Raw genomic sequence first — 16,293 nt, 5'->3', positions numbered from 1 at the left:
CCACATTTTTTTAACTCCTCTAACGCAGGTCTAGGAAACGGAGCCTCTGCTCCACCTGCCTATTAGTATTATGAACGTAGCCCTACTTGGTAAAAAGATAGGAATGACTCAGGTATTTGACGACAACAATCGTCTTGTGCCTGTGACTGTCATTGAAGCAGGACCCTGCCCAGTAACGCAGATTAAGTCCTCCGAAAAAGACGGATATGATGCCGTCCAAATCGGTTTCCGTCCACAAAAAGAGCACCGCCTCTCTAAAGCAGCCCTCGGCCACTTCAAAAAGGCCGGCGTTGAGCCAGTTGCTGAACTGCAAGAGTTCCGCACGAATGGTAATGTTGAGTTGAGCCTTGGTGATGTGCTGACTGTTGAGAAATTTGAGTCGGGTCAGAAGATCGACGTTATCGGCACTTCGAAGGGACGTGGTTTCCAGGGTGTTGTGAAACGCTACGGTTTTGCGGGTGGTCCCGCCTCTCACGGTTCGATGTTCCACCGTCGTGGTGGTTCATATGGTATGTGCCAATGGCCAGGCCACGTGATTAAGGGTAAAAAGATGCCCGGTCACATGGGCGATGTGCGTCGCACGGTCCAAAATCTTGAAATTGTTAAAGTTATCGCTGAGAAAAACCTGATTTTGGTTAAGGGAAGTATTCCTGGCTCGCGTGGCTCCCTCGTCACTGTTCGCACAGCGGTTAAAACTAAAAAAGCCCAAGCGTAAGCTGAGCGACGAAAGGAAACAATACGATGAAACTTAAAGTTTATACAGCCGACGGATCTTCAAGCTCTGAGAAGGAGTTTGCACTTCCAGCTTTCGAGGGCGACAAGGGGGTAGCTGCGCTACGTCAAGTCGTGCTCGCACACCAGGCCAATGCTCGCCAGGGAAACGCATCGACTAAGACCCGAGCTGAAGTTGCCGGTTCTGGTAAGAAGCTCTTCCGTCAAAAAGGTAGCGGCACAGCCCGTCAAGGTTCACGCCGTGTGCCACACCAACGTCATGGTGGTATCGCTCACGGCCCAAAGCCTCGCGACTTCTCGCAAAAGATTAATCGCAAGATGAAGGATCTCGCATTCAGTCGTGCACTATTTGAGCGTGCAACTGAGGGGGGGCTTTCAGTTATTGAAGCGATTGAGGTGAAGGAAGCGAAAACAAAGCTCTTCAATCAAGTCCTGACTGCGGTTCTTCCGACACGCGGCAAGGTATTAATTGTTGATGACCAATTTGAAAACAATGCCGCTCTGGCAGCCCGCAATATCGAAGGGGTCTCCCTTTCTGAAGCTGGCAACCTCAGCACTCTGGATGTTGTGCGCTATCGTCACATCATCGTCAGCGCTAAGGGCATCGAAACTATCATCGCACGTGCCAATGGCGCAAAGGGAGGTGAGTCATGATTATTGCCGATAAAATTCTTCTCGAATACCGAGTCACTGAAAAAGCAGCACTCTTGTCTGCTAATTTTAACCAATACACATTTGAGGTCGCTCCTAGCGCCAACCGTATCGAGGTTGCTCGCGCCGTGGCTAAGGTCTTCAATGTCGAGGTGACAAACGTAAACATTCTTAATAAAAAGCCTAAGGTGAAGAACGACCGCTCACGTCGCGGTAAGTCCGGCACTAAGGGCGGCCACAAAAAGGCCATCGTGACTCTTAAAGAGGGCGATAAGATCGAACTCGTTTAAGAACGAAGGGACCCAATAACATGCCACTCGTAGATTCCAGACCATTGACTCCGGGCCAACGTTTCCTCACACGAAACAAGCAGGACGTCTCCAAGAAAAAACCTGAGCGCCGCCTCGTTACACGTGTGCACGACAAGCAGGGCCGTAATTGCTATGGCCGTATCACTTCTCGTCGTCGTGGTGGTGGTCACAAGCGCATTTATCGTATCATCGATTTTCGTCGTGATAAGCTTGATATTCCTGCAAAGGTACAAGCGATCGAGTATGATCCAAATCGCTCGGCCAACTTGGCGCTGCTTGCCTATGCAGATGGTGAAAAGCGTTATATCCTAGCACCTCGCGGTGTAAAGGCTGGCGATACTCTGCTCAATACTAACAATCGCGTTGAGTTTAATCCAGGTTTCTGCTTGCCGTTGGCAATCATTCCACCTGCCACTAAGATTCATGCGATTGAGCTTCATCCTGGTCGTGGTGCACAAATTGCACGCTCTGCCGGGCAATCTGCTCAGCTTGTTTCTGTTGATGGAGATCGCGCCACTGTAAAGATGCCTTCTGGTGAAATTCGCTTCCTGAACTCTCGTTGCCGTGCAACGATTGGTGAAGTCGGCAATCTTGAGCACCAAAACCAAAGCTTGGGTAAAGCAGGTCGTAGCCGCTGGCTCGGTCGTCGCCCACGTGTTCGTGGTGTAGCGATGAATCCCGTGGATCACCCTATGGGTGGTGGTGAAGGCCGCACATCTGGTGGTGGTCATCCGCAGTCTCCTTGGGGCCAACTCTCGAAGGGCTTCCCAACTCGTAAGAAGTCTAATCCGACTAATTCACAAATTGTTGTCCGTCGTAACGGCCGCCAATTGAAGAAACGTTAAACCGATCTAACTAGCTATGTCTCGTTCCGTAAAAAAAGGTTTCTTTGTCGATCCACACCTTGCTAAAAAGGTGACCATCGCACAGGCCAACAACGACCGCAAGCCGATCCAAACATGGTCGCGCCGCTCAACAATCACTCCCGACTTCGTCGGCCTTAACTTCAACGTGCACAACGGTCGCAGCTTCTTGCCTGTCTATGTTACGGAGAATATGGTGGGCCACAAACTTGGGGAGTTTGCACCGACTCGCACCTTCAAGGGGCACCCCACAGGTAAGTAGGGGGTCAATTATTCACTCTCACGCAGCACGATGCAACTTTTCCGCACATTAACTTCATCACTCAGTTGGTTCCTCGTTGGAGCTATGCTGATCGGGAGTGCTGTGTGCGGGGAAGTGCCCGCTTTCGTTAAAGAGTCACTCTACAGCCCGAACGCCGCACCTGTGGCTGAGGTTGTGCCCACCCTCGCAGCGGATGTCGTCCTTATCGACGGAGGCCTTAAGCAGGGAATTCGTCTGGGGATGGTTTGTCGCGTGACGCGTGGCCCGCTTTCCATCGGCGAACTCATCATCATCGAATCTCGTAGCGACCGCTCCGCAGGACTTATCCTCGAACTGGTCGAAGACTCCACCATACAAGCGGGCGATATTGCCCGAATTAAAACACTTCAAAACAGCTGAATCTCATGCAGGTCCAAGCCTATACAAAATACGCCCGTATGTCGCCCCGCAAGGTGCGCGAGATCACAAAGGCCATTCAAGGTCGCAACGCCGCCGAAGCGGTTGAAGTTCTTCGCTTCATCCCACGCAAGTCGGCACGTCTCGTGAGCAAGACTCTTCAGTCAGCGATCGCGAATGCGGAAAATAATAACAATCTCTCATCGGATGCCCTCAAGATTGAGTCTGCAACTGTCGAGCAAGGTCCAACGTTCAAGCGTTTCCGTCCTGCTGCCCGTGGTTCTGCTCACCCTTACAAGAAGGCGACAAGCCACATCCGTATCATCCTTTCCGACGAGGCTTAATCCCTCTAAGAGACTTTAACGACACCTACGAATTATGGGACAGAAAGTACATCCAACCGGCTTCCGCCTTGCAGTAACCCGCGACTGGGACTCCCGCTGGTACGCAAACAAGGAGAAATTCCCTGAGTATATCAAGGAAGATCACACCATCCGCACATTCCTGACTGAGAAGCTTCGCTACGCATCCGTGCCTCGCATCTTCATTGAGCGTGCGTCGGGTCGTATTCGTGTGAAGATTTTTACTGCACGTCCTGGTGTGGTCATTGGTCGTAAGGGCGCTGAGCTGGACAAGCTGAAGGCGACTTTAAACAAAAAGGTCGGCAAGGACATTATGCTCGACATCCAGGAAGTTAAGCGTCCAGACCTTTCTGCACAACTTGTCGCTGAGAATGTTGCCTTGCAACTTGAGCGTCGGATTGCTTTCCGTCGTGCAATGAAGCGCGCGGTCCAAACGACAATGGCAATGGGTGCGGATGGTATTCGTATTCAGTGTGGTGGTCGCCTTGGTGGTGCAGATATCGCTCGCACAGAGCAGCAGCGTCAAGGTCGTGTGCCTCTCCAAACACTTCGTGCTAATATCAATTACGGATTCTCTGAAGCGAGCACCGTGTATGGTATTATCGGCGTAAAGTGCTGGATCTGCCTTCCTGACGACGAAACCGCGTAAAGCTTAGGTCGTATTTCGAAACGAATTTTACTTTTAACACTTTAAACAGAGCGAACCATGGCACTTCTTCCATCACGCACAAAATACCGCAAGGTTCATAAGGGTCGTATCTACGGCACTGCGCAAACTTGTAACACTCTCGCATTTGGCGATTTCGGTATTCAATCTCTCACTCGCGGTCGTATGACCTCCCAGCAAATCGAAGCAGCTCGTGTGGCAATGACACGTAGCCTCAAGCGTAAAGGAAAAGTCTGGATCCGCGTTTTCCCTCACAAGCCTGTGACCAAGAAGCCTGCAGAAACTCGCATGGGTAAAGGTAAGGGGTCTGTTGAACGTTGGGTTGCTGTGATCAAGCCAGGCACCATGCTTTTTGAAGTCGCCGGTTGTTCTGCTACTGCCGCTCGTGAAGCGCTCCGCCTTGCGGACACTAAGCTTCCATTCCACTGCCGCTTCGTTTCACGCGAAGAAGCATAACACTTTTAGAGATAGGAAACTATTACTATGAACACTAAAGAAATCCGCGAAATGTCCGAAGCCGAAATCGAAAAATCGCTTCGTGATACACGTGACGAGCGAGTTCTCCTCCGCATGCAAAAGCAAACCGGACAAGTTGAGCACCCGCATCGTTTTAAAGACATGAGCCGTCAGATCGCTCGTCTCGAAACAATCCTCAAGGAAAAGAAGTTGGCCGCAGCCAGCGCCTAACCTCTTAGAAGCCTACGCATATGGAAGCCACAGCAACACGCAACTCTCGTAAAGTCCTTATCGGAACCGTATCCAGTCGTTCCGGTGATAAGACAATCAAAGTCACTTACTCCTACAAGGTCCCGCATCCTCTTTATAAGAAGGAAATTAAGCGTAAGACTGTTGTGCACGCACACGATGAAAAGAACGAGTGTGGCCTGGGGGACAAAGTTGAAATTATGGAAACTCGTCCTCTGAGTAAACTGAAGCGCTGGCGTGTGACCAAGGTCCTCGAAGTCGCTCCAAAGTTGGGTGAAGAGTAGGCCACTGCCACAACACAATTTATAATTCCTAATAAGGAGATTTAGCTATGATTCAGATGAACAGCCGCGTATTTATCGCGGATAACACCGGCGCCAAATCCGCCGAGATGATCCGCCGCCTTGGTCAGAACAAGGACACTGCCGATGTTGGTGATGTCGTTGTCTGCGCCGTTAAGGAAGCGTCTACCGATTCCTCCGTCAAGAAAGGCGAAGTCGTTCGTGGCGTCGTCGTTCGCACGAAGGCTCCTGTCCGCCGCGCCGATGGCAGCTACCTCCGTTTTGATAACAACGCGATTGTTATCATTAACGCAGATGGTAATCCTAAAGGCACACGTATCTTTGGACCGGTTGCTCGTGAGCTTCGTGCCAAATACATGAAAATCATTTCACTCGCACCGGAGGTTCTCTAATCATGGCACAAGCAATCAAACGTGAACAAGAAGTCGTCGTCATCGCTGGCGCACACAAAGGCAAGCGTGGCAAAGTTCTCGAGGTTAAAGCCGGCGAGCGAGTCATCGTCGAAGGCGTTAATTTAATTACTAAATTCGAGCGTAAGTCGCAGGAAAACCCTGAGGGTGGTTCCAGTGAGCGCGAAGCTTCCATCCATTACTCAAATGTGATGAGTGCCGAGAAGTTCGACGCGAAGAAAAAGTAAATTTTCTTTATAAACATTTTCAAAAGGGCGTGTCGAGAGACACGCCCTTTTTGGTTGATTCGTCACGATAAATGGGGAGCAGGTATTGTTGATTCAGGTCGAGCCCTGGAACACATAAAGTCATCTCAATCTCCCAGAAGTGAGGAGGGGCGCCTTGGATGTGAGTGGCAGGTGCTGACTCTGGTAACTCGAACTGCACGCAAGCGTAGCCTGGGCTCGCCTCCAGCTGCGTGCGGTTGGCTTGTTCTTGTGCTTCGTAGAGCACTTCATGCACTAGGCGCTTACTACGGTTTTTACTACTGCCGCTGGTGACATAGTATTCTTTGATGCAGCGCAGGTGGAACTTCGCAGAAGACGGGGTGCGCACGCTGGCTGGCAGGCGGACCTTTAGCTGCACGGATTCGCCCAGGTGCATTGGGAAGCGAGGATAGATTAATTGAGTCTTAGCAAATTTCAACGCGTGGCGTAGCTTCTTTACGCTGATTATAAAACTGGCGATCACGATCAAGTTCATGAGGATCGCAGATAGGCGAAGCGGCCACGGGGCGGAAACGTCTTCGTTAATAATGCAGTTCGGGACCGAGGCAAAAATCGTGATGAAAACGAAGGCAGCCAAGCTTGTTTGGACTGGTCTCCAGCGCGGGGGACAAAAGCCTTGGCGGTCCCAGGGGTAGTCCGCCATGGCGGGATTGTTGGGATGTAGCTGCGCTAGCTTGCGGCATGTTGCCAATAGGCGAGCTTGCTTGTAGCCCATATACCAAATGATGAGGCCTGCCATTAGGAAGACTAAACCGGCAGCGGTGAGCAGCCACATCGGTCCGTTAACTTTGCTTGCATCCAACTCGACGATCCCAAGGCTTCCCAGAGTGAAGTAGAGGCCGAAAGCAACAAAGGGGAGTCCGAATAAGGACATCGATTTCGGGGAGAGGGTCGCATGTATGCCCACAGGGGGAGTGCTGCGGTTGCTGAGATGATAGGGGACCTGAGTTGTTTCGGATGACATGAACGGCGGGGTGAGATTCAGTGTGGCATTTTGTTGACGCTGGATGCGCTGTCCAGAAAGCTATCAGTGTGGACTATTAAATTGTCCACGAAACGCGAAATACTCGCCCGTATAGACCCCGGCGATTGGCCCTTATTTTCTTTTTTCTGAATTTGTACTTGCCAGTGCGTGTACTAACGGCATTTTCGCGCTCTTTCTTCGGGAAAAGCATCCATTCACCATTAAACAAGTCGGGTTGGAAATCCGCCTTATCATTACGATGTCACAGTCAATTCTACAAAAACATTACGCCGATACCGTCGTGCCCGCACTTATGGAGAAGTTCGGGTATAAAAACCCGCACCAAGTGCCCGCGATCAAGAAGATCGTACTTAACTCTGGTTTTGCTGCCACGGCCGACAAAAACCACGTTCAATATGTGAACGACGAAATCGCCAAGATTGCTGGTCAGCGCCCTGTGACTACAAAGGCAAAGCTTTCGATCTCGAACTTTAAGCTGCGTGAAGGTCAACCTATCGGCTGCAAAGTTACATTGCGTGGTGCTGCCATGTATGACTTTCTAATGCGCTTGATCAATATCTCGCTGCCATGCATTCGTGACTTCCGTGGTGTGCCTACGCGCCTGGATGGTCAAGGCAACTACACGCTGGGTCTGAACGATCATACTATCTTCCCGGAAGTGAGTGCTGAAGGCACCAACGCAACCATTGGTATGGATGTGTGCATTAACACAAGCGCGTTGACTGACGATGAAGGTCGTGAGTTGTTGAAGCTGTTTGGTATGCCCTTCCGTAAGACAAGTGCCGAAGTTGCCGCTGAAGAAGCTGCGGCTGCTGCCGCCACTGCCTAAGCGATATCCACAGTATTTAAGAAAGTTTTACTCATGGCTAAAAAATCAGCAATCCAACGCAACCTAAAGCGCGAACGCATGATCGCAAAATACGCCGCAAAGCGTAAAGAGCTCAAGGCGATCCTAGCGAATCCAGAGACTCCTGATGAGGAGTTCTACAAGGCGCAAGCTAAGTTGACTAAGCTGCCTAAGAACAGCTCCCCGATCCGTGCGCGTAATCGCTGCTCGGTTACCGGTCGTCCCCGTGCGTTTATTCGCAAGTTCGGTCTTTCACGTATCACATTCCGTGAACTTGCTACACAAGGTAAGATCCCAGGTGTGACCAAATCCTCTTGGTAAGCACTTCCGCTTCACCAAACTCACTGAAAACCCACTAGTAAAATACTATGGCAGTTCACGATACAATTGGAGATTTCCTCACCACTATCCGAAACGCAAGCTCAGCGCGCAAGGAGTCCTGCACTACGCAGCACTCTAAGATGCGTGTAGCCATCGCTGCGATTTTGAAGGCTGAGGGTTATATTCACGACTTTAGCGAAGGTCAAAATGAGAAGGGCTTTAAGACGCTCACTCTGAAATTGAAATTCGCAGGCAAGGCCGCGGCCATCACTGGCATTCAGCGTCATAGCACGCCTGGCCGTCGTCTCTACTATGGTTGCAATGAAATCCCTCGCGTTCTAGGCGGTATGGGTGTTGCAATCCTCACTACTTCTAAAGGCGTAATGCGCGCCCGCGATGCTCGCGAAGCGGGCGTTGGCGGCGAGTTCGTCTGCAAAGTCTGGTAATTGAAAGGCAGCACACGATGAGCAGAATTGGTAAACTTCCTATCCCCGTCCTTGATAAGGCCAACGTCACGATCGATGGTCAGACCGTCCGCGTAGATGGTCCCAAGGGTAAACTTGAAAAAACTTTCGACGGTTCGGTGCAAATTGAACTCGCTGATGGCGAAATTCGCGTGACTCCTGCTGATAGCAGTCGACACGCTCGCGCCATGTTTGGCACTGTGCGATCCATTGTGAATAACATGGTAGTTGGTGTCGTCGATGGTTACGAAAAGAAACTCGAAATCAAAGGTGTTGGTTTTCGTGCAGCGCTTGAAGGCGACTTGCTCGACCTAGCTCTTGGTTATTCACACCCGGTTAAAGTGAAGATTCCTGAAGGGATCACAGTCACTGTCGCCGAGAACACTAAAATCTCCGTCTCCGGTGCCGATAAGCAAATCGTCGGTGAAATCGCCGCGACAATCTATTCTTACTTCCCTGCAGAGCCTTATAAGGGCAAGGGTGTCCATATCGTCGGTCAATATGTCCGCCGTAAGGAGGGTAAGAAGTCCGCTTAATTTTCAGCAGAGGGTAATAAATGAAACTCCAGAAGAAAAATTCTCTCGCACAGAAGCGTCGCTATCGCATCCGCAAAAAGGTCAAAGGCACTGCGGAGCGCCCACGTTTAGCTGTGCATTTCTCCAACAAGCATATCTATGCGCAATGCATTGACGACGTCGCTGGTCACACTGTGGCATACGCTTCTTCCGTAGGTGGTAAAGACGCTGACGTGAAGGCTAACAACGATGGTGCACTTGCACTGGGTAAGGTAATTGCTGATAAGGCAAAAGCTGCCGGTGTTGAGGCGGTTGTTTTTGACCGTTCGGGGCGTCGCTATCACGGTTGCGTTAAAACATTCGCTGAAGCGGCTCGCGAAGGCGGCCTCAAATTCTAAGGACTTCCCATATGAGCAGACAAAAAAGATCATTTTCCCAAAAAGACGAGCCGGAAGAAACTCCTGAATACGTCGAGAAGGTTGTGCATATCAATCGTTGCGCTAAAGTTGTAAAGGGCGGTCGCCGTTTTAGCTTTGCTGCACTCGTCGTGGTCGGAAACCAAAAGGGTGAAGTTGGCGTCGGTTACGGCAAGGCGAAGGAAGTTCCTGAATGCATTCGCAAGGGCACTGAGCAAGCTAAGAAGAATCTCGTCACGATTAAGTTACGTGGCGATACAATCCCTCACCACGTCCTCGGCGAAGCTGACGGTGGCAAGGTGCTGCTTCGTCCTGCTTCTGATGGAACAGGTGTTATCGCAGGTGGCGGTTGCCGCGCGGTGCTCGAATCTGTCGGTATTAAAAATATTCTATCTAAGTCCCTCGGTTCGAACAACCATCTAGCTATGGTCAATGCCACAATGGCTGCGCTGCTACAGCTTCGTTCGCACGAGGAAATTCACAACATCCGTTTTGGCGAAGTCGCTGCGGAAGTCTAAGGATCCCACCACATGAATCTCGATAATATTCCAACCATTAAAGGTGCCACACACCCAACCAAACGTCTAGGACGTGGTGAGGGTAGCGGTCACGGTAAAACATCCGGTAAAGGGCATAAGGGGCAAAAGGCTCGCTCTGGCGGTGGTATCCGTATCGGTTTTGAAGGCGGTCAAATGCCTCTTTACCGTAAGCTTCCGCGCCGTGGTTTCAACAATAAGAACTTCAAGGTATCGTACCAACTGGTGAATGTCGGACAGCTCGAGAAGCTGGCAGGTGACACCGTTGACCGTGAGTCTTTGATCAAAGCCGGACTTGTCCGTGACAATAATCAAGCCGTAAAGTTGCTTGGTGACGGTGAAGTTTCTAAGGCATACACAATTAACGTCAGTAAAGTTTCGGAATCTGCCAAGAGTAAGATCGAAGCTGCTGGTGGGAAGATTGAAGCCGCTCCTGCTGAAGAGAAGGAAGACGCATAATTTAGTCCCTCTACGGGACTAGGTAAAGGGTACACCAATAATGCTTTCTGCTTTTACAAATTCGCTGAAGATTCCTGAACTGCGCCAGAAGATTTTCTTCACGCTGGCCTTGTTGTTCATTGCCCGAGTTGGCGCAAATATTCCGCTCCCTGGGATGAATATCGCTCCAATTCAGGCATTCTTCGCGGATCAGGCACATGCAGGCGGCGGCCTGGTAGGCATGTTCAACATGTTTAGTGGGGGCGCATTGCTTAATGGCGCGCTCTTTGCCTTGGGCATCATGCCCTATATTAGTGCCTCGATCATCATGCAATTGGTGGGCGCCGTCTTTCCTGTCATTGCTCGCTTGCAGCAAGAAGGAGATGTGGGGCGTCAGAAGATCAATCAATATACACGCTACCTGACATTGGGTATCTGTGTGGTGCAGGCTCTGCTGCTGTTGGTGGCTTTGTCAACGAATCCAGCCAGTCTAATTGGCCAGGGCTTCAACCCTGCTGAGTATGGCAAGGTCGTTATTGCGAGTCAGGTGCCTTTCCTGATTACGGGAACTGTATTTCTCACGGCTGGCACTATGATTATGGTCTGGCTGGGAGAGCAGATCACGCAGCGTGGTATCGGTAATGGTATTTCCCTGTTGATTACAGTCAGCATTATATCCGGTCTGCCTGGTGCTGTTGTCTCGGCGTATCAAATGTTCGTGGCTCCCGTCGGTTCAGAGGGCACTTCCCTCGGGGTGCCTGAGGGAGTGTTAATGCTGGCCTTATTGTTTGCGGTGACGGCTGCGTTGGTAGCTATCACCCAAGCTCAGCGTAAAATTCCAGTGCAATATGCAAAGCGTGTTGTCGGTCGTAAGGTTTATGGCGGACAAAGCTCCTTCTTGCCGCTTAAGGTTAATTACGCAGGGGTTATGCCCGTCATTTTTGGTAGTGCGATTTTGATGTTTCCCACTCAAATCCTGTCCTATCTGGGCAGTGCGACTGGCATGCGGTTCTTTAACGATTTCGCTGATTCAATTGGTCGTGGTCAGATTGCATACTATTTGATCTTTGGCTTATTGATCCTTGTCTTTAGTTATTTCTGGGTGTCGATGATGTTTAAGCCGATTCAGATTGCTGATGATCTTAAGAAAAACGGTGGCTACATACCGGGAGTGCGTCCTGGTGAGCCGACTGCGAAGTTCCTTGATCACATCATGACACGTTTGACGTTGTTTGGTGCACTGTCGCTTACAGTGATTGCTGTTTTTCCTGATATCTTACTTTTTGCTTATAACGTTCCTTTTAATGTGGCTATCTTCTTTGGTGGCACAGGTATGTTGATTACAGTGGGGGTTATTCTCGATACCATGCGCCAAATTGAGACCTATCTATTGCAGCGCCACTACGATGGATTCCTGAAAAAGGGCAAAATACGTGGTCGTTCCGCGGCACGTAATAAGCAACTCGTGGACACTGCTGGCTTGCAGGATTTTTGGACTGCTTGGCGTCCGCTGTTATTTGTTGGTATTGCGTTGTTTATACTTGGGATCATCTCATGGTTCCTGAATCCAAGTTAAGTGACCGCGTAAACCACTTTCCGAAGGTGTCATGACATGCTGTATCGCATCTTCGTTTATATTATTGTTCTTTGATCCATCTCCTAACTCAGTAATTTGATGAAATATATTCGTACAGACGAAGAAATTCAATCGATTCGTGAGGCTTGCCAGATTGCCGCGACGGTGCTTAAGCGTCTCGTCAATACGGTCGCAGAGGGGATGACTACTTACGATTTGGACCAGCTCGGCCGCAAGGCGATCGAAGAGTTGGGAGCCGAGAGTGCCTGCCACAATTATCGTGCGGGTGACTACGTCTTCCCAGCTTATACCTGCCTATCTTTGAATGAAGAAATTGTTCATGGTATAGGTTCGATTCGTCGTGTGATACAGCCGGGGGACGTTGTTTCAATTGATGTGGTTGTGCGTTATCGTGGATTTATCGGTGATAATGCCAGTACTGTGCTAATCGAGCCAGTTGCCGATGAAAATGCTGCTTTGATTGATGCAACCCGTGAATCACTCAACTATGCGATTAGTTTTGCGCGTGCAGGTAATCGAGTGGGAGATATCTCCAATGCTGTGGAGCGGTTCATTAAGCGTCATAACTATGGAATTGTCCGCGATTTTGTAGGTCATGGCGTAGGCGCGACTATGCACGAGGCACCGCAGATACCAAATTTCGGTCGTCGTGGTAGTGGTGCATTGCTGAAGCCTGGTATGTGTCTTGCCATTGAACCTATGATTAATATGGGGACCGGTAAGGTTGACATGCTGGATGACGGCTGGACCGCAGTCACCCGGGATCGTAAGCCCTCTGCTCATTTCGAGCATACTGTCCTAGTGACAAATGGAGAACCGGAAATCTTAACAATTCCGCAGAATTAACTTTTCAAACTAACTTAAATCACTATTTTACACCGTTTTCCCGCAATCCAGCGGGTGACCAACCGCTTAATATCATGCCACGTATCCTTGGAGTCGATATCCCCGCAAACAAGAAGCTAGAATTCTCGCTTCGTTACATCTATGGCATCGGGCCAACTCGCGCGAAAGCAATCGTAGCCGAGTCTGGTTTTGATGCTGATCGCCGTGCCGGTGACCTTAGCGAAGAAGAGGTTAATCAGCTCGCATCCATCGTGGGTGAGAAGCAGTACATCGTAGAAGGTGACCTTCGTCGTGAGCGCACTGCTAATCTTAAGCGTCTTTCCGCTATCCGCAGTGTGCGTGGTATGCGTCACATGCGAGGCCTTCCAGTTCGTGGTCAGCGCACAAAAACAAATGCCCGCACTCGCAAGGGTGCCATTAAGCCAGTCCGTAAGTAGTCTGGTTATACACACTTAAAAGGAATTTCCTATGAGCGAAGAAGAAAACACACCCGTCGAAGAAGAAAAAGTAGTGGCTGCGGCTGCTACGGAAGAAGCTGCAGAGCCTGAAAAGAAAAAGGAAGTCACTGCAGAGGATCTTCTTAAGAGCGATTTGGACGGAGTCAAAATCCGTCGTGCCAAAGGTAGTAAGAATATCACTACTGGCATCGTGAACGTGCTCGCCACTTTCAATAATACAAAAGTTACCTTCTGTGATGCGCGCGGTAATGTCATTTCCTGGTCCAGTGCCGGTAAGTGCAATTTCCGTGGCTCCCGTAAGTCTACAGCCTACGCTGCTCAGGTCGTCACTCAAGACGCTGGTCGTGTAGCTATGTCGCACGGAATGAAGGAAGTCGTCGTCAAGCTGAACGGTCCTGGTATGGGGCGTGATTCAGCCGTCCGCGCACTCCAATCTCTTGGCATGATCGTCACCGAAATCGTGGATGTGACTCCGGTCCCCCACAACGGTTGTCGCGCGCCTAAACGTCGTCGTGTCTAGTGTGACTCTGCCACACAGACATATACAAATTAGTTAGCAGATAATAAGGAAATAATACCATGGCCCGTTACACAGGACCCACTACTCGTATCAATCGCCGCTTTGGACAGGCTATCTTTGCCCCGACCAAGGCATTTGAGCGTAAGCCACACCCTCCCGGTCAGCATGGCCCACGTCTTCGTCGTAAACTGAGCGATTATGCAATCGGCCTGAATGAGAAACAAAAGCTTCGTTTCATGTACGGCATGACAGAGAAGCAGTTCCGTCTGACTTTCGAAAAGGCTAAGGCCACTCGTGGTGTTACTGGTGAAATTTTCCTTAAGATGTTAGAGTGCCGCCTTGATAGTGTGATCTATCGCTTGGGCTTTGCCAAATCTCGCGCAGCGGCACGTCAATTTGTCAGCCATGGTCACATCGCAGTCGATGGTCAGAAGACAGACATTGCTAGTTTCATGGTTAAAGAGGGGCAAGAAATTGAAGTGCGTGAGCGCACCTCTTCTCGCCAACTCGCCACTCGTTGCATGGAAGAGAGCCAGGCTCGCACAGTTCCTGAGTGGTTGACACTCAATGCGGACGCGCTTAAAGCCACCGTCAATCGTCTGCCTTCTGCTGAAGAAACAGAAACGTCGATTAACGTTCAATTGATCGTTGAATACTATAGCCGCTAATCCGGCCTTGTTCATCGTTTCATTCGATTATCGCAATAATTGTAACCAGCTAGAGAAAAGTCCATTATGCCAAAGCGCTTAGGAAAATTCGAACTTCCAAACCGTCTGTCCAAAGTTGAAGAAACCGCGACAGACACTTTTGCCACCTTCACAGCTGAGCCGTTTGAGACCGGTTACGGTCATACAATTGGTAACTCTCTTCGTCGCGTGCTGCTTAGCTCCATCGAAGGTGCCTCCATTACTTCGATCAAGATCGATGGAGTTCAGCACGAGTTCCAAAGCATCAGTGGTGTGGTTGAAGATGTCACTGACATCGTGCTCAACTTAAAGAAGGTGCTTCTTGTTTCTGAGTCTCGCGAACCGGTTACACTACTGATCGATGTCAATCGTGATGGTAAAGTGACAGCGGCCGATATTCAAGAAGACGCCAATTTTAAAGTGATCAATCCTGAGCAAGTGATTTGCACATTGGATCGTCCACAACGCTTTTTAGCCGAGCTGGAAGTTAAAGTTGGGCGCGGTTACTGCACCGGCGAAGAGAATAAGAAGGAAGATCAGCCTATCGGGGTGATTCCAATCGATTCGCTTTTCAGCCCAGTTCGCCTCGTTAAATATTCTGTGGAGAATACACGTGTTGGACAGTCCATGGATTACGATAAGTTGATCCTTGAGATCACCACCGACGGACGTATCACTCCGGATGATGCTTTGAAGCAGTGTGCTGCGATTCTGAAGCATCACTTGGATGTATTTGATGAAGTCTCTCAGGACGAGATTGAGTTCGAAAGCGAAAGCAAGGAAATTAGCGAAGAGCAGAATCGTCTGCGCAAGTTGCTCAATATGAGTGTCAACGAAATCGAACTTTCGGTGCGTGCTGCAAACTGCCTCAATAATGCGAATATCACTACAGTTGGTGAGCTTGCCATGAAGTCCGAGCAAGAGATGCTCAAGTATCGTAACTTTGGTAAGAAGTCGCTTAACGAAATTAAGGATAAGCTGGAACAACTCGGCCTGTCACTTGGTATGAAGATCGATGAACGCCTCCTTGAAAAGGGTAGCGAACTTTAATCGCTCACTTTTCCCTCCCCTTTAGAAGAAAGAAATTTAGACAATGCGTCACAATAAGAGAAAACATAAACTCGGCGTTTCCGGTCCTCACCGTTCCGCAATGATGGGCAATCTTGCGACTGCCATCATTACACACGGCCGTATCGAAACGACAATATCCAAGGCACGCGCCCTTCGTCCATTTATTGAGAAGATCGTCACGCTCGCTAAGAAGGCTGAGAAGGCCAATGATGCGGCTCGTAAGCTACACTATCGTCGTCTTGCGATTGCTCGTGTGCGCGATAAAAAGGCTGTAGCTAAGCTCTTTGACGAGCTTGTTACTGAATTCACTGAGCGTAACGGTGGTTATACACGTATCTATAAGCTCGGTCAACGTATCGGTGATGCTGCTGAGATGGCTCTCATTGAGTTCGTTGATGGTAACGATGAAGGCTACAATCCAAAGCCTAAAAAGAAAGCTGCCAAAAAGGCGACTAAGAAGGCTGCCAAGAAAAAGGTCGCTAAGAAGGCTGAAGACGAAGCAGTCGCAGCTGATGAGGCAACTGAAGCAGAACCAGCTAAGGCGGAAGAAGCTTCTGCGGCGGAAGAAGCGCCTGCGGCGGAAGAAAAGAAAGACGCGTAAGCGACTCTATTTATTTTTTACAAGCCCGTTCTCGTATGAGAGCGGGCTTTTTTATGTGAGGGATG

28 protein-coding genes are annotated in these 16,293 nt (G+C 49.9%); 27 read left to right on the top strand and 1 reads right to left on the bottom strand.

Going from position 1 to position 16,293, the window contains the following annotated elements:
- Positions 1–70 precede the first annotated feature (70 nt).
- Genes rplC through rplX form a run of 13 tightly spaced genes read left to right on the top strand, consistent with a single transcriptional unit; the run spans position 71 to position 5,888 of the window.
- Positions 71–715: a 50S ribosomal protein L3 gene (gene rplC, locus QEH59_RS05945; protein WP_308984444.1), complete on the top strand. Its 645-nt coding sequence runs from the start codon at positions 71–73 to the stop codon at positions 713–715.
- 26 nt (positions 716–741) lie between these two features.
- The gene (gene rplD / locus QEH59_RS05940; RefSeq protein WP_308984443.1) at positions 742–1,386 is read left to right on the top strand and encodes a 50S ribosomal protein L4; all 645 of its coding nucleotides are present in this window, start codon (positions 742–744) and stop codon (positions 1,384–1,386) included.
- Positions 1,383–1,673, top strand: coding sequence for a 50S ribosomal protein L23 (gene rplW / locus QEH59_RS05935; RefSeq protein ID WP_308984442.1), 291 nt, complete (start codon positions 1,383–1,385; stop codon positions 1,671–1,673). The genes rplD and rplW overlap by 4 nt, the downstream gene beginning before the upstream one ends.
- Before the next feature lie 20 nt (positions 1,674–1,693).
- Complete coding sequence (gene rplB / locus QEH59_RS05930) at positions 1,694–2,539, top strand: 50S ribosomal protein L2 (protein ID WP_308984441.1); 846 nt, start codon at positions 1,694–1,696, stop codon at positions 2,537–2,539.
- Between the two features lie 16 nt (positions 2,540–2,555).
- On the top strand, positions 2,556–2,819 hold the full coding sequence (rpsS, locus tag QEH59_RS05925; protein WP_308984440.1) for a 30S ribosomal protein S19: 264 nt from the start codon (positions 2,556–2,558) through the stop codon (positions 2,817–2,819).
- 30 nt (positions 2,820–2,849) lie between these two features.
- Complete coding sequence (locus tag QEH59_RS05920; RefSeq protein ID WP_308984439.1) at positions 2,850–3,218, top strand: hypothetical protein; 369 nt, start codon at positions 2,850–2,852, stop codon at positions 3,216–3,218.
- Positions 3,219–3,223: 5 nt separating this feature from the next.
- The gene (gene rplV, locus QEH59_RS05915; protein ID WP_308984438.1) at positions 3,224–3,559 is read left to right on the top strand and encodes a 50S ribosomal protein L22; all 336 of its coding nucleotides are present in this window, start codon (positions 3,224–3,226) and stop codon (positions 3,557–3,559) included.
- A gap of 34 nt (positions 3,560–3,593) precedes the next feature.
- Complete coding sequence (gene rpsC / locus QEH59_RS05910; RefSeq protein ID WP_308984437.1) at positions 3,594–4,226, top strand: 30S ribosomal protein S3; 633 nt, start codon at positions 3,594–3,596, stop codon at positions 4,224–4,226.
- 57 nt (positions 4,227–4,283) lie between these two features.
- Positions 4,284–4,700 (top strand): 50S ribosomal protein L16, encoded by a 417-nt coding sequence (gene rplP, locus QEH59_RS05905; protein ID WP_308984436.1) that lies wholly within the window; start codon positions 4,284–4,286, stop codon positions 4,698–4,700.
- 27 nt (positions 4,701–4,727) lie between these two features.
- The gene (gene rpmC, locus QEH59_RS05900) at positions 4,728–4,931 is read left to right on the top strand and encodes a 50S ribosomal protein L29 (protein WP_308984435.1); all 204 of its coding nucleotides are present in this window, start codon (positions 4,728–4,730) and stop codon (positions 4,929–4,931) included.
- 20 nt (positions 4,932–4,951) lie between these two features.
- Positions 4,952–5,233 (top strand): 30S ribosomal protein S17, encoded by a 282-nt coding sequence (rpsQ, locus tag QEH59_RS05895; protein ID WP_308984434.1) that lies wholly within the window; start codon positions 4,952–4,954, stop codon positions 5,231–5,233.
- Positions 5,234–5,280: 47 nt separating this feature from the next.
- On the top strand, positions 5,281–5,643 hold the full coding sequence (gene rplN, locus QEH59_RS05890) for a 50S ribosomal protein L14 (protein WP_308984433.1): 363 nt from the start codon (positions 5,281–5,283) through the stop codon (positions 5,641–5,643).
- 2 nt (positions 5,644–5,645) lie between these two features.
- Positions 5,646–5,888, top strand: coding sequence for a 50S ribosomal protein L24 (gene rplX / locus QEH59_RS05885; protein WP_308984432.1), 243 nt, complete (start codon positions 5,646–5,648; stop codon positions 5,886–5,888).
- 19 nt (positions 5,889–5,907) lie between these two features.
- Here the strand turns inward: rplX and QEH59_RS05880 are convergent, their stop codons facing one another.
- On the bottom strand, positions 5,908–6,891 hold the full coding sequence (locus QEH59_RS05880; RefSeq protein ID WP_308984431.1) for a hypothetical protein: 984 nt from the start codon (positions 6,889–6,891) through the stop codon (positions 5,908–5,910).
- Positions 6,892–7,150: 259 nt separating this feature from the next.
- Between QEH59_RS05880 and rplE the strand changes: the two genes are divergently transcribed.
- The 14 genes from rplE (at position 7,151) to rplQ (ending at position 16,228) form a co-directional block, all read left to right on the top strand.
- Complete coding sequence (gene rplE, locus QEH59_RS05875) at positions 7,151–7,741, top strand: 50S ribosomal protein L5 (RefSeq protein WP_308984430.1); 591 nt, start codon at positions 7,151–7,153, stop codon at positions 7,739–7,741.
- A gap of 33 nt (positions 7,742–7,774) precedes the next feature.
- Complete coding sequence (gene rpsN, locus QEH59_RS05870; RefSeq protein ID WP_308984429.1) at positions 7,775–8,080, top strand: 30S ribosomal protein S14; 306 nt, start codon at positions 7,775–7,777, stop codon at positions 8,078–8,080.
- A 47-nt stretch (positions 8,081–8,127) separates the two neighbouring features.
- Complete coding sequence (rpsH, locus tag QEH59_RS05865; RefSeq protein ID WP_308984428.1) at positions 8,128–8,526, top strand: 30S ribosomal protein S8; 399 nt, start codon at positions 8,128–8,130, stop codon at positions 8,524–8,526.
- 17 nt (positions 8,527–8,543) lie between these two features.
- Positions 8,544–9,080: a 50S ribosomal protein L6 gene (gene rplF / locus QEH59_RS05860; RefSeq protein ID WP_308984427.1), complete on the top strand. Its 537-nt coding sequence runs from the start codon at positions 8,544–8,546 to the stop codon at positions 9,078–9,080.
- Positions 9,081–9,100: 20 nt separating this feature from the next.
- Complete coding sequence (rplR, locus tag QEH59_RS05855) at positions 9,101–9,457, top strand: 50S ribosomal protein L18 (RefSeq protein WP_308984426.1); 357 nt, start codon at positions 9,101–9,103, stop codon at positions 9,455–9,457.
- 11 nt (positions 9,458–9,468) lie between these two features.
- Positions 9,469–9,993 carry a 30S ribosomal protein S5 gene (gene rpsE, locus QEH59_RS05850; protein ID WP_308984425.1) on the top strand — a complete coding sequence of 175 codons (525 nt, stop codon included), beginning with the start codon at positions 9,469–9,471 and terminating at the stop codon, positions 9,991–9,993.
- Between the two features lie 12 nt (positions 9,994–10,005).
- Entirely contained in the window at positions 10,006–10,470 is a 465-nt protein-coding gene (gene rplO / locus QEH59_RS05845; protein WP_308984424.1) for a 50S ribosomal protein L15, read from the top strand.
- Between the two features lie 40 nt (positions 10,471–10,510).
- Complete coding sequence (gene secY / locus QEH59_RS05840; RefSeq protein ID WP_308984423.1) at positions 10,511–12,025, top strand: preprotein translocase subunit SecY; 1,515 nt, start codon at positions 10,511–10,513, stop codon at positions 12,023–12,025.
- Positions 12,026–12,124: 99 nt separating this feature from the next.
- Positions 12,125–12,892 carry a type I methionyl aminopeptidase gene (map, locus tag QEH59_RS05835; RefSeq protein ID WP_308984422.1) on the top strand — a complete coding sequence of 256 codons (768 nt, stop codon included), beginning with the start codon at positions 12,125–12,127 and terminating at the stop codon, positions 12,890–12,892.
- A 74-nt stretch (positions 12,893–12,966) separates the two neighbouring features.
- Positions 12,967–13,329, top strand: coding sequence for a 30S ribosomal protein S13 (rpsM, locus tag QEH59_RS05830; RefSeq protein ID WP_308984421.1), 363 nt, complete (start codon positions 12,967–12,969; stop codon positions 13,327–13,329).
- Between the two features lie 31 nt (positions 13,330–13,360).
- A complete protein-coding gene (gene rpsK, locus QEH59_RS05825) occupies positions 13,361–13,870 on the top strand; it encodes a 30S ribosomal protein S11 (RefSeq protein WP_345785331.1) in 510 nt (169 codons plus the stop codon).
- A gap of 59 nt (positions 13,871–13,929) precedes the next feature.
- Entirely contained in the window at positions 13,930–14,538 is a 609-nt protein-coding gene (rpsD, locus tag QEH59_RS05820; protein WP_308984420.1) for a 30S ribosomal protein S4, read from the top strand.
- A 66-nt stretch (positions 14,539–14,604) separates the two neighbouring features.
- Positions 14,605–15,606, top strand: coding sequence for a DNA-directed RNA polymerase subunit alpha (locus QEH59_RS05815; RefSeq protein WP_308984419.1), 1,002 nt, complete (start codon positions 14,605–14,607; stop codon positions 15,604–15,606).
- Positions 15,607–15,649: 43 nt separating this feature from the next.
- A complete protein-coding gene (gene rplQ / locus QEH59_RS18870; RefSeq protein WP_345785330.1) occupies positions 15,650–16,228 on the top strand; it encodes a 50S ribosomal protein L17 in 579 nt (192 codons plus the stop codon).
- The last annotated feature ends 65 nt before the right edge of the window (positions 16,229–16,293 follow it).

The sequence above is a fragment of the Thalassobacterium sedimentorum genome, assembly GCF_031127905.1.
Taxonomy (GTDB): domain Bacteria; phylum Verrucomicrobiota; class Verrucomicrobiia; order Opitutales; family Coraliomargaritaceae; genus Thalassobacterium; species Thalassobacterium sedimentorum.
Note: the sequence above shows the minus strand (reverse complement) of the source record. Positions and strands in the feature narration are given on the sequence as shown.

Coding starts and splice junctions, on each gene's coding strand:
- rplC (WP_308984444.1), top strand. CDS start 71: ATGAACGTAGCCCTACTTGGTAAAAAGATAGGAATGACTCAGGTATTT.
- rplD (WP_308984443.1), top strand. CDS start 742: ATGAAACTTAAAGTTTATACAGCCGACGGATCTTCAAGCTCTGAGAAG.
- rplW (WP_308984442.1), top strand. CDS start 1,383: ATGATTATTGCCGATAAAATTCTTCTCGAATACCGAGTCACTGAAAAA.
- rplB (WP_308984441.1), top strand. CDS start 1,694: ATGCCACTCGTAGATTCCAGACCATTGACTCCGGGCCAACGTTTCCTC.
- rpsS (WP_308984440.1), top strand. CDS start 2,556: ATGTCTCGTTCCGTAAAAAAAGGTTTCTTTGTCGATCCACACCTTGCT.
- QEH59_RS05920 (WP_308984439.1), top strand. CDS start 2,850: ATGCAACTTTTCCGCACATTAACTTCATCACTCAGTTGGTTCCTCGTT.
- rplV (WP_308984438.1), top strand. CDS start 3,224: ATGCAGGTCCAAGCCTATACAAAATACGCCCGTATGTCGCCCCGCAAG.
- rpsC (WP_308984437.1), top strand. CDS start 3,594: ATGGGACAGAAAGTACATCCAACCGGCTTCCGCCTTGCAGTAACCCGC.
- rplP (WP_308984436.1), top strand. CDS start 4,284: ATGGCACTTCTTCCATCACGCACAAAATACCGCAAGGTTCATAAGGGT.
- rpmC (WP_308984435.1), top strand. CDS start 4,728: ATGAACACTAAAGAAATCCGCGAAATGTCCGAAGCCGAAATCGAAAAA.
- rpsQ (WP_308984434.1), top strand. CDS start 4,952: ATGGAAGCCACAGCAACACGCAACTCTCGTAAAGTCCTTATCGGAACC.
- rplN (WP_308984433.1), top strand. CDS start 5,281: ATGATTCAGATGAACAGCCGCGTATTTATCGCGGATAACACCGGCGCC.
- rplX (WP_308984432.1), top strand. CDS start 5,646: ATGGCACAAGCAATCAAACGTGAACAAGAAGTCGTCGTCATCGCTGGC.
- QEH59_RS05880 (WP_308984431.1), bottom strand. CDS start 6,891: ATGTCATCCGAAACAACTCAGGTCCCCTATCATCTCAGCAACCGCAGC.
- rplE (WP_308984430.1), top strand. CDS start 7,151: ATGTCACAGTCAATTCTACAAAAACATTACGCCGATACCGTCGTGCCC.
- rpsN (WP_308984429.1), top strand. CDS start 7,775: ATGGCTAAAAAATCAGCAATCCAACGCAACCTAAAGCGCGAACGCATG.
- rpsH (WP_308984428.1), top strand. CDS start 8,128: ATGGCAGTTCACGATACAATTGGAGATTTCCTCACCACTATCCGAAAC.
- rplF (WP_308984427.1), top strand. CDS start 8,544: ATGAGCAGAATTGGTAAACTTCCTATCCCCGTCCTTGATAAGGCCAAC.
- rplR (WP_308984426.1), top strand. CDS start 9,101: ATGAAACTCCAGAAGAAAAATTCTCTCGCACAGAAGCGTCGCTATCGC.
- rpsE (WP_308984425.1), top strand. CDS start 9,469: ATGAGCAGACAAAAAAGATCATTTTCCCAAAAAGACGAGCCGGAAGAA.
- rplO (WP_308984424.1), top strand. CDS start 10,006: ATGAATCTCGATAATATTCCAACCATTAAAGGTGCCACACACCCAACC.
- secY (WP_308984423.1), top strand. CDS start 10,511: ATGCTTTCTGCTTTTACAAATTCGCTGAAGATTCCTGAACTGCGCCAG.
- map (WP_308984422.1), top strand. CDS start 12,125: ATGAAATATATTCGTACAGACGAAGAAATTCAATCGATTCGTGAGGCT.
- rpsM (WP_308984421.1), top strand. CDS start 12,967: ATGCCACGTATCCTTGGAGTCGATATCCCCGCAAACAAGAAGCTAGAA.
- rpsK (WP_345785331.1), top strand. CDS start 13,361: ATGAGCGAAGAAGAAAACACACCCGTCGAAGAAGAAAAAGTAGTGGCT.
- rpsD (WP_308984420.1), top strand. CDS start 13,930: ATGGCCCGTTACACAGGACCCACTACTCGTATCAATCGCCGCTTTGGA.
- QEH59_RS05815 (WP_308984419.1), top strand. CDS start 14,605: ATGCCAAAGCGCTTAGGAAAATTCGAACTTCCAAACCGTCTGTCCAAA.
- rplQ (WP_345785330.1), top strand. CDS start 15,650: ATGCGTCACAATAAGAGAAAACATAAACTCGGCGTTTCCGGTCCTCAC.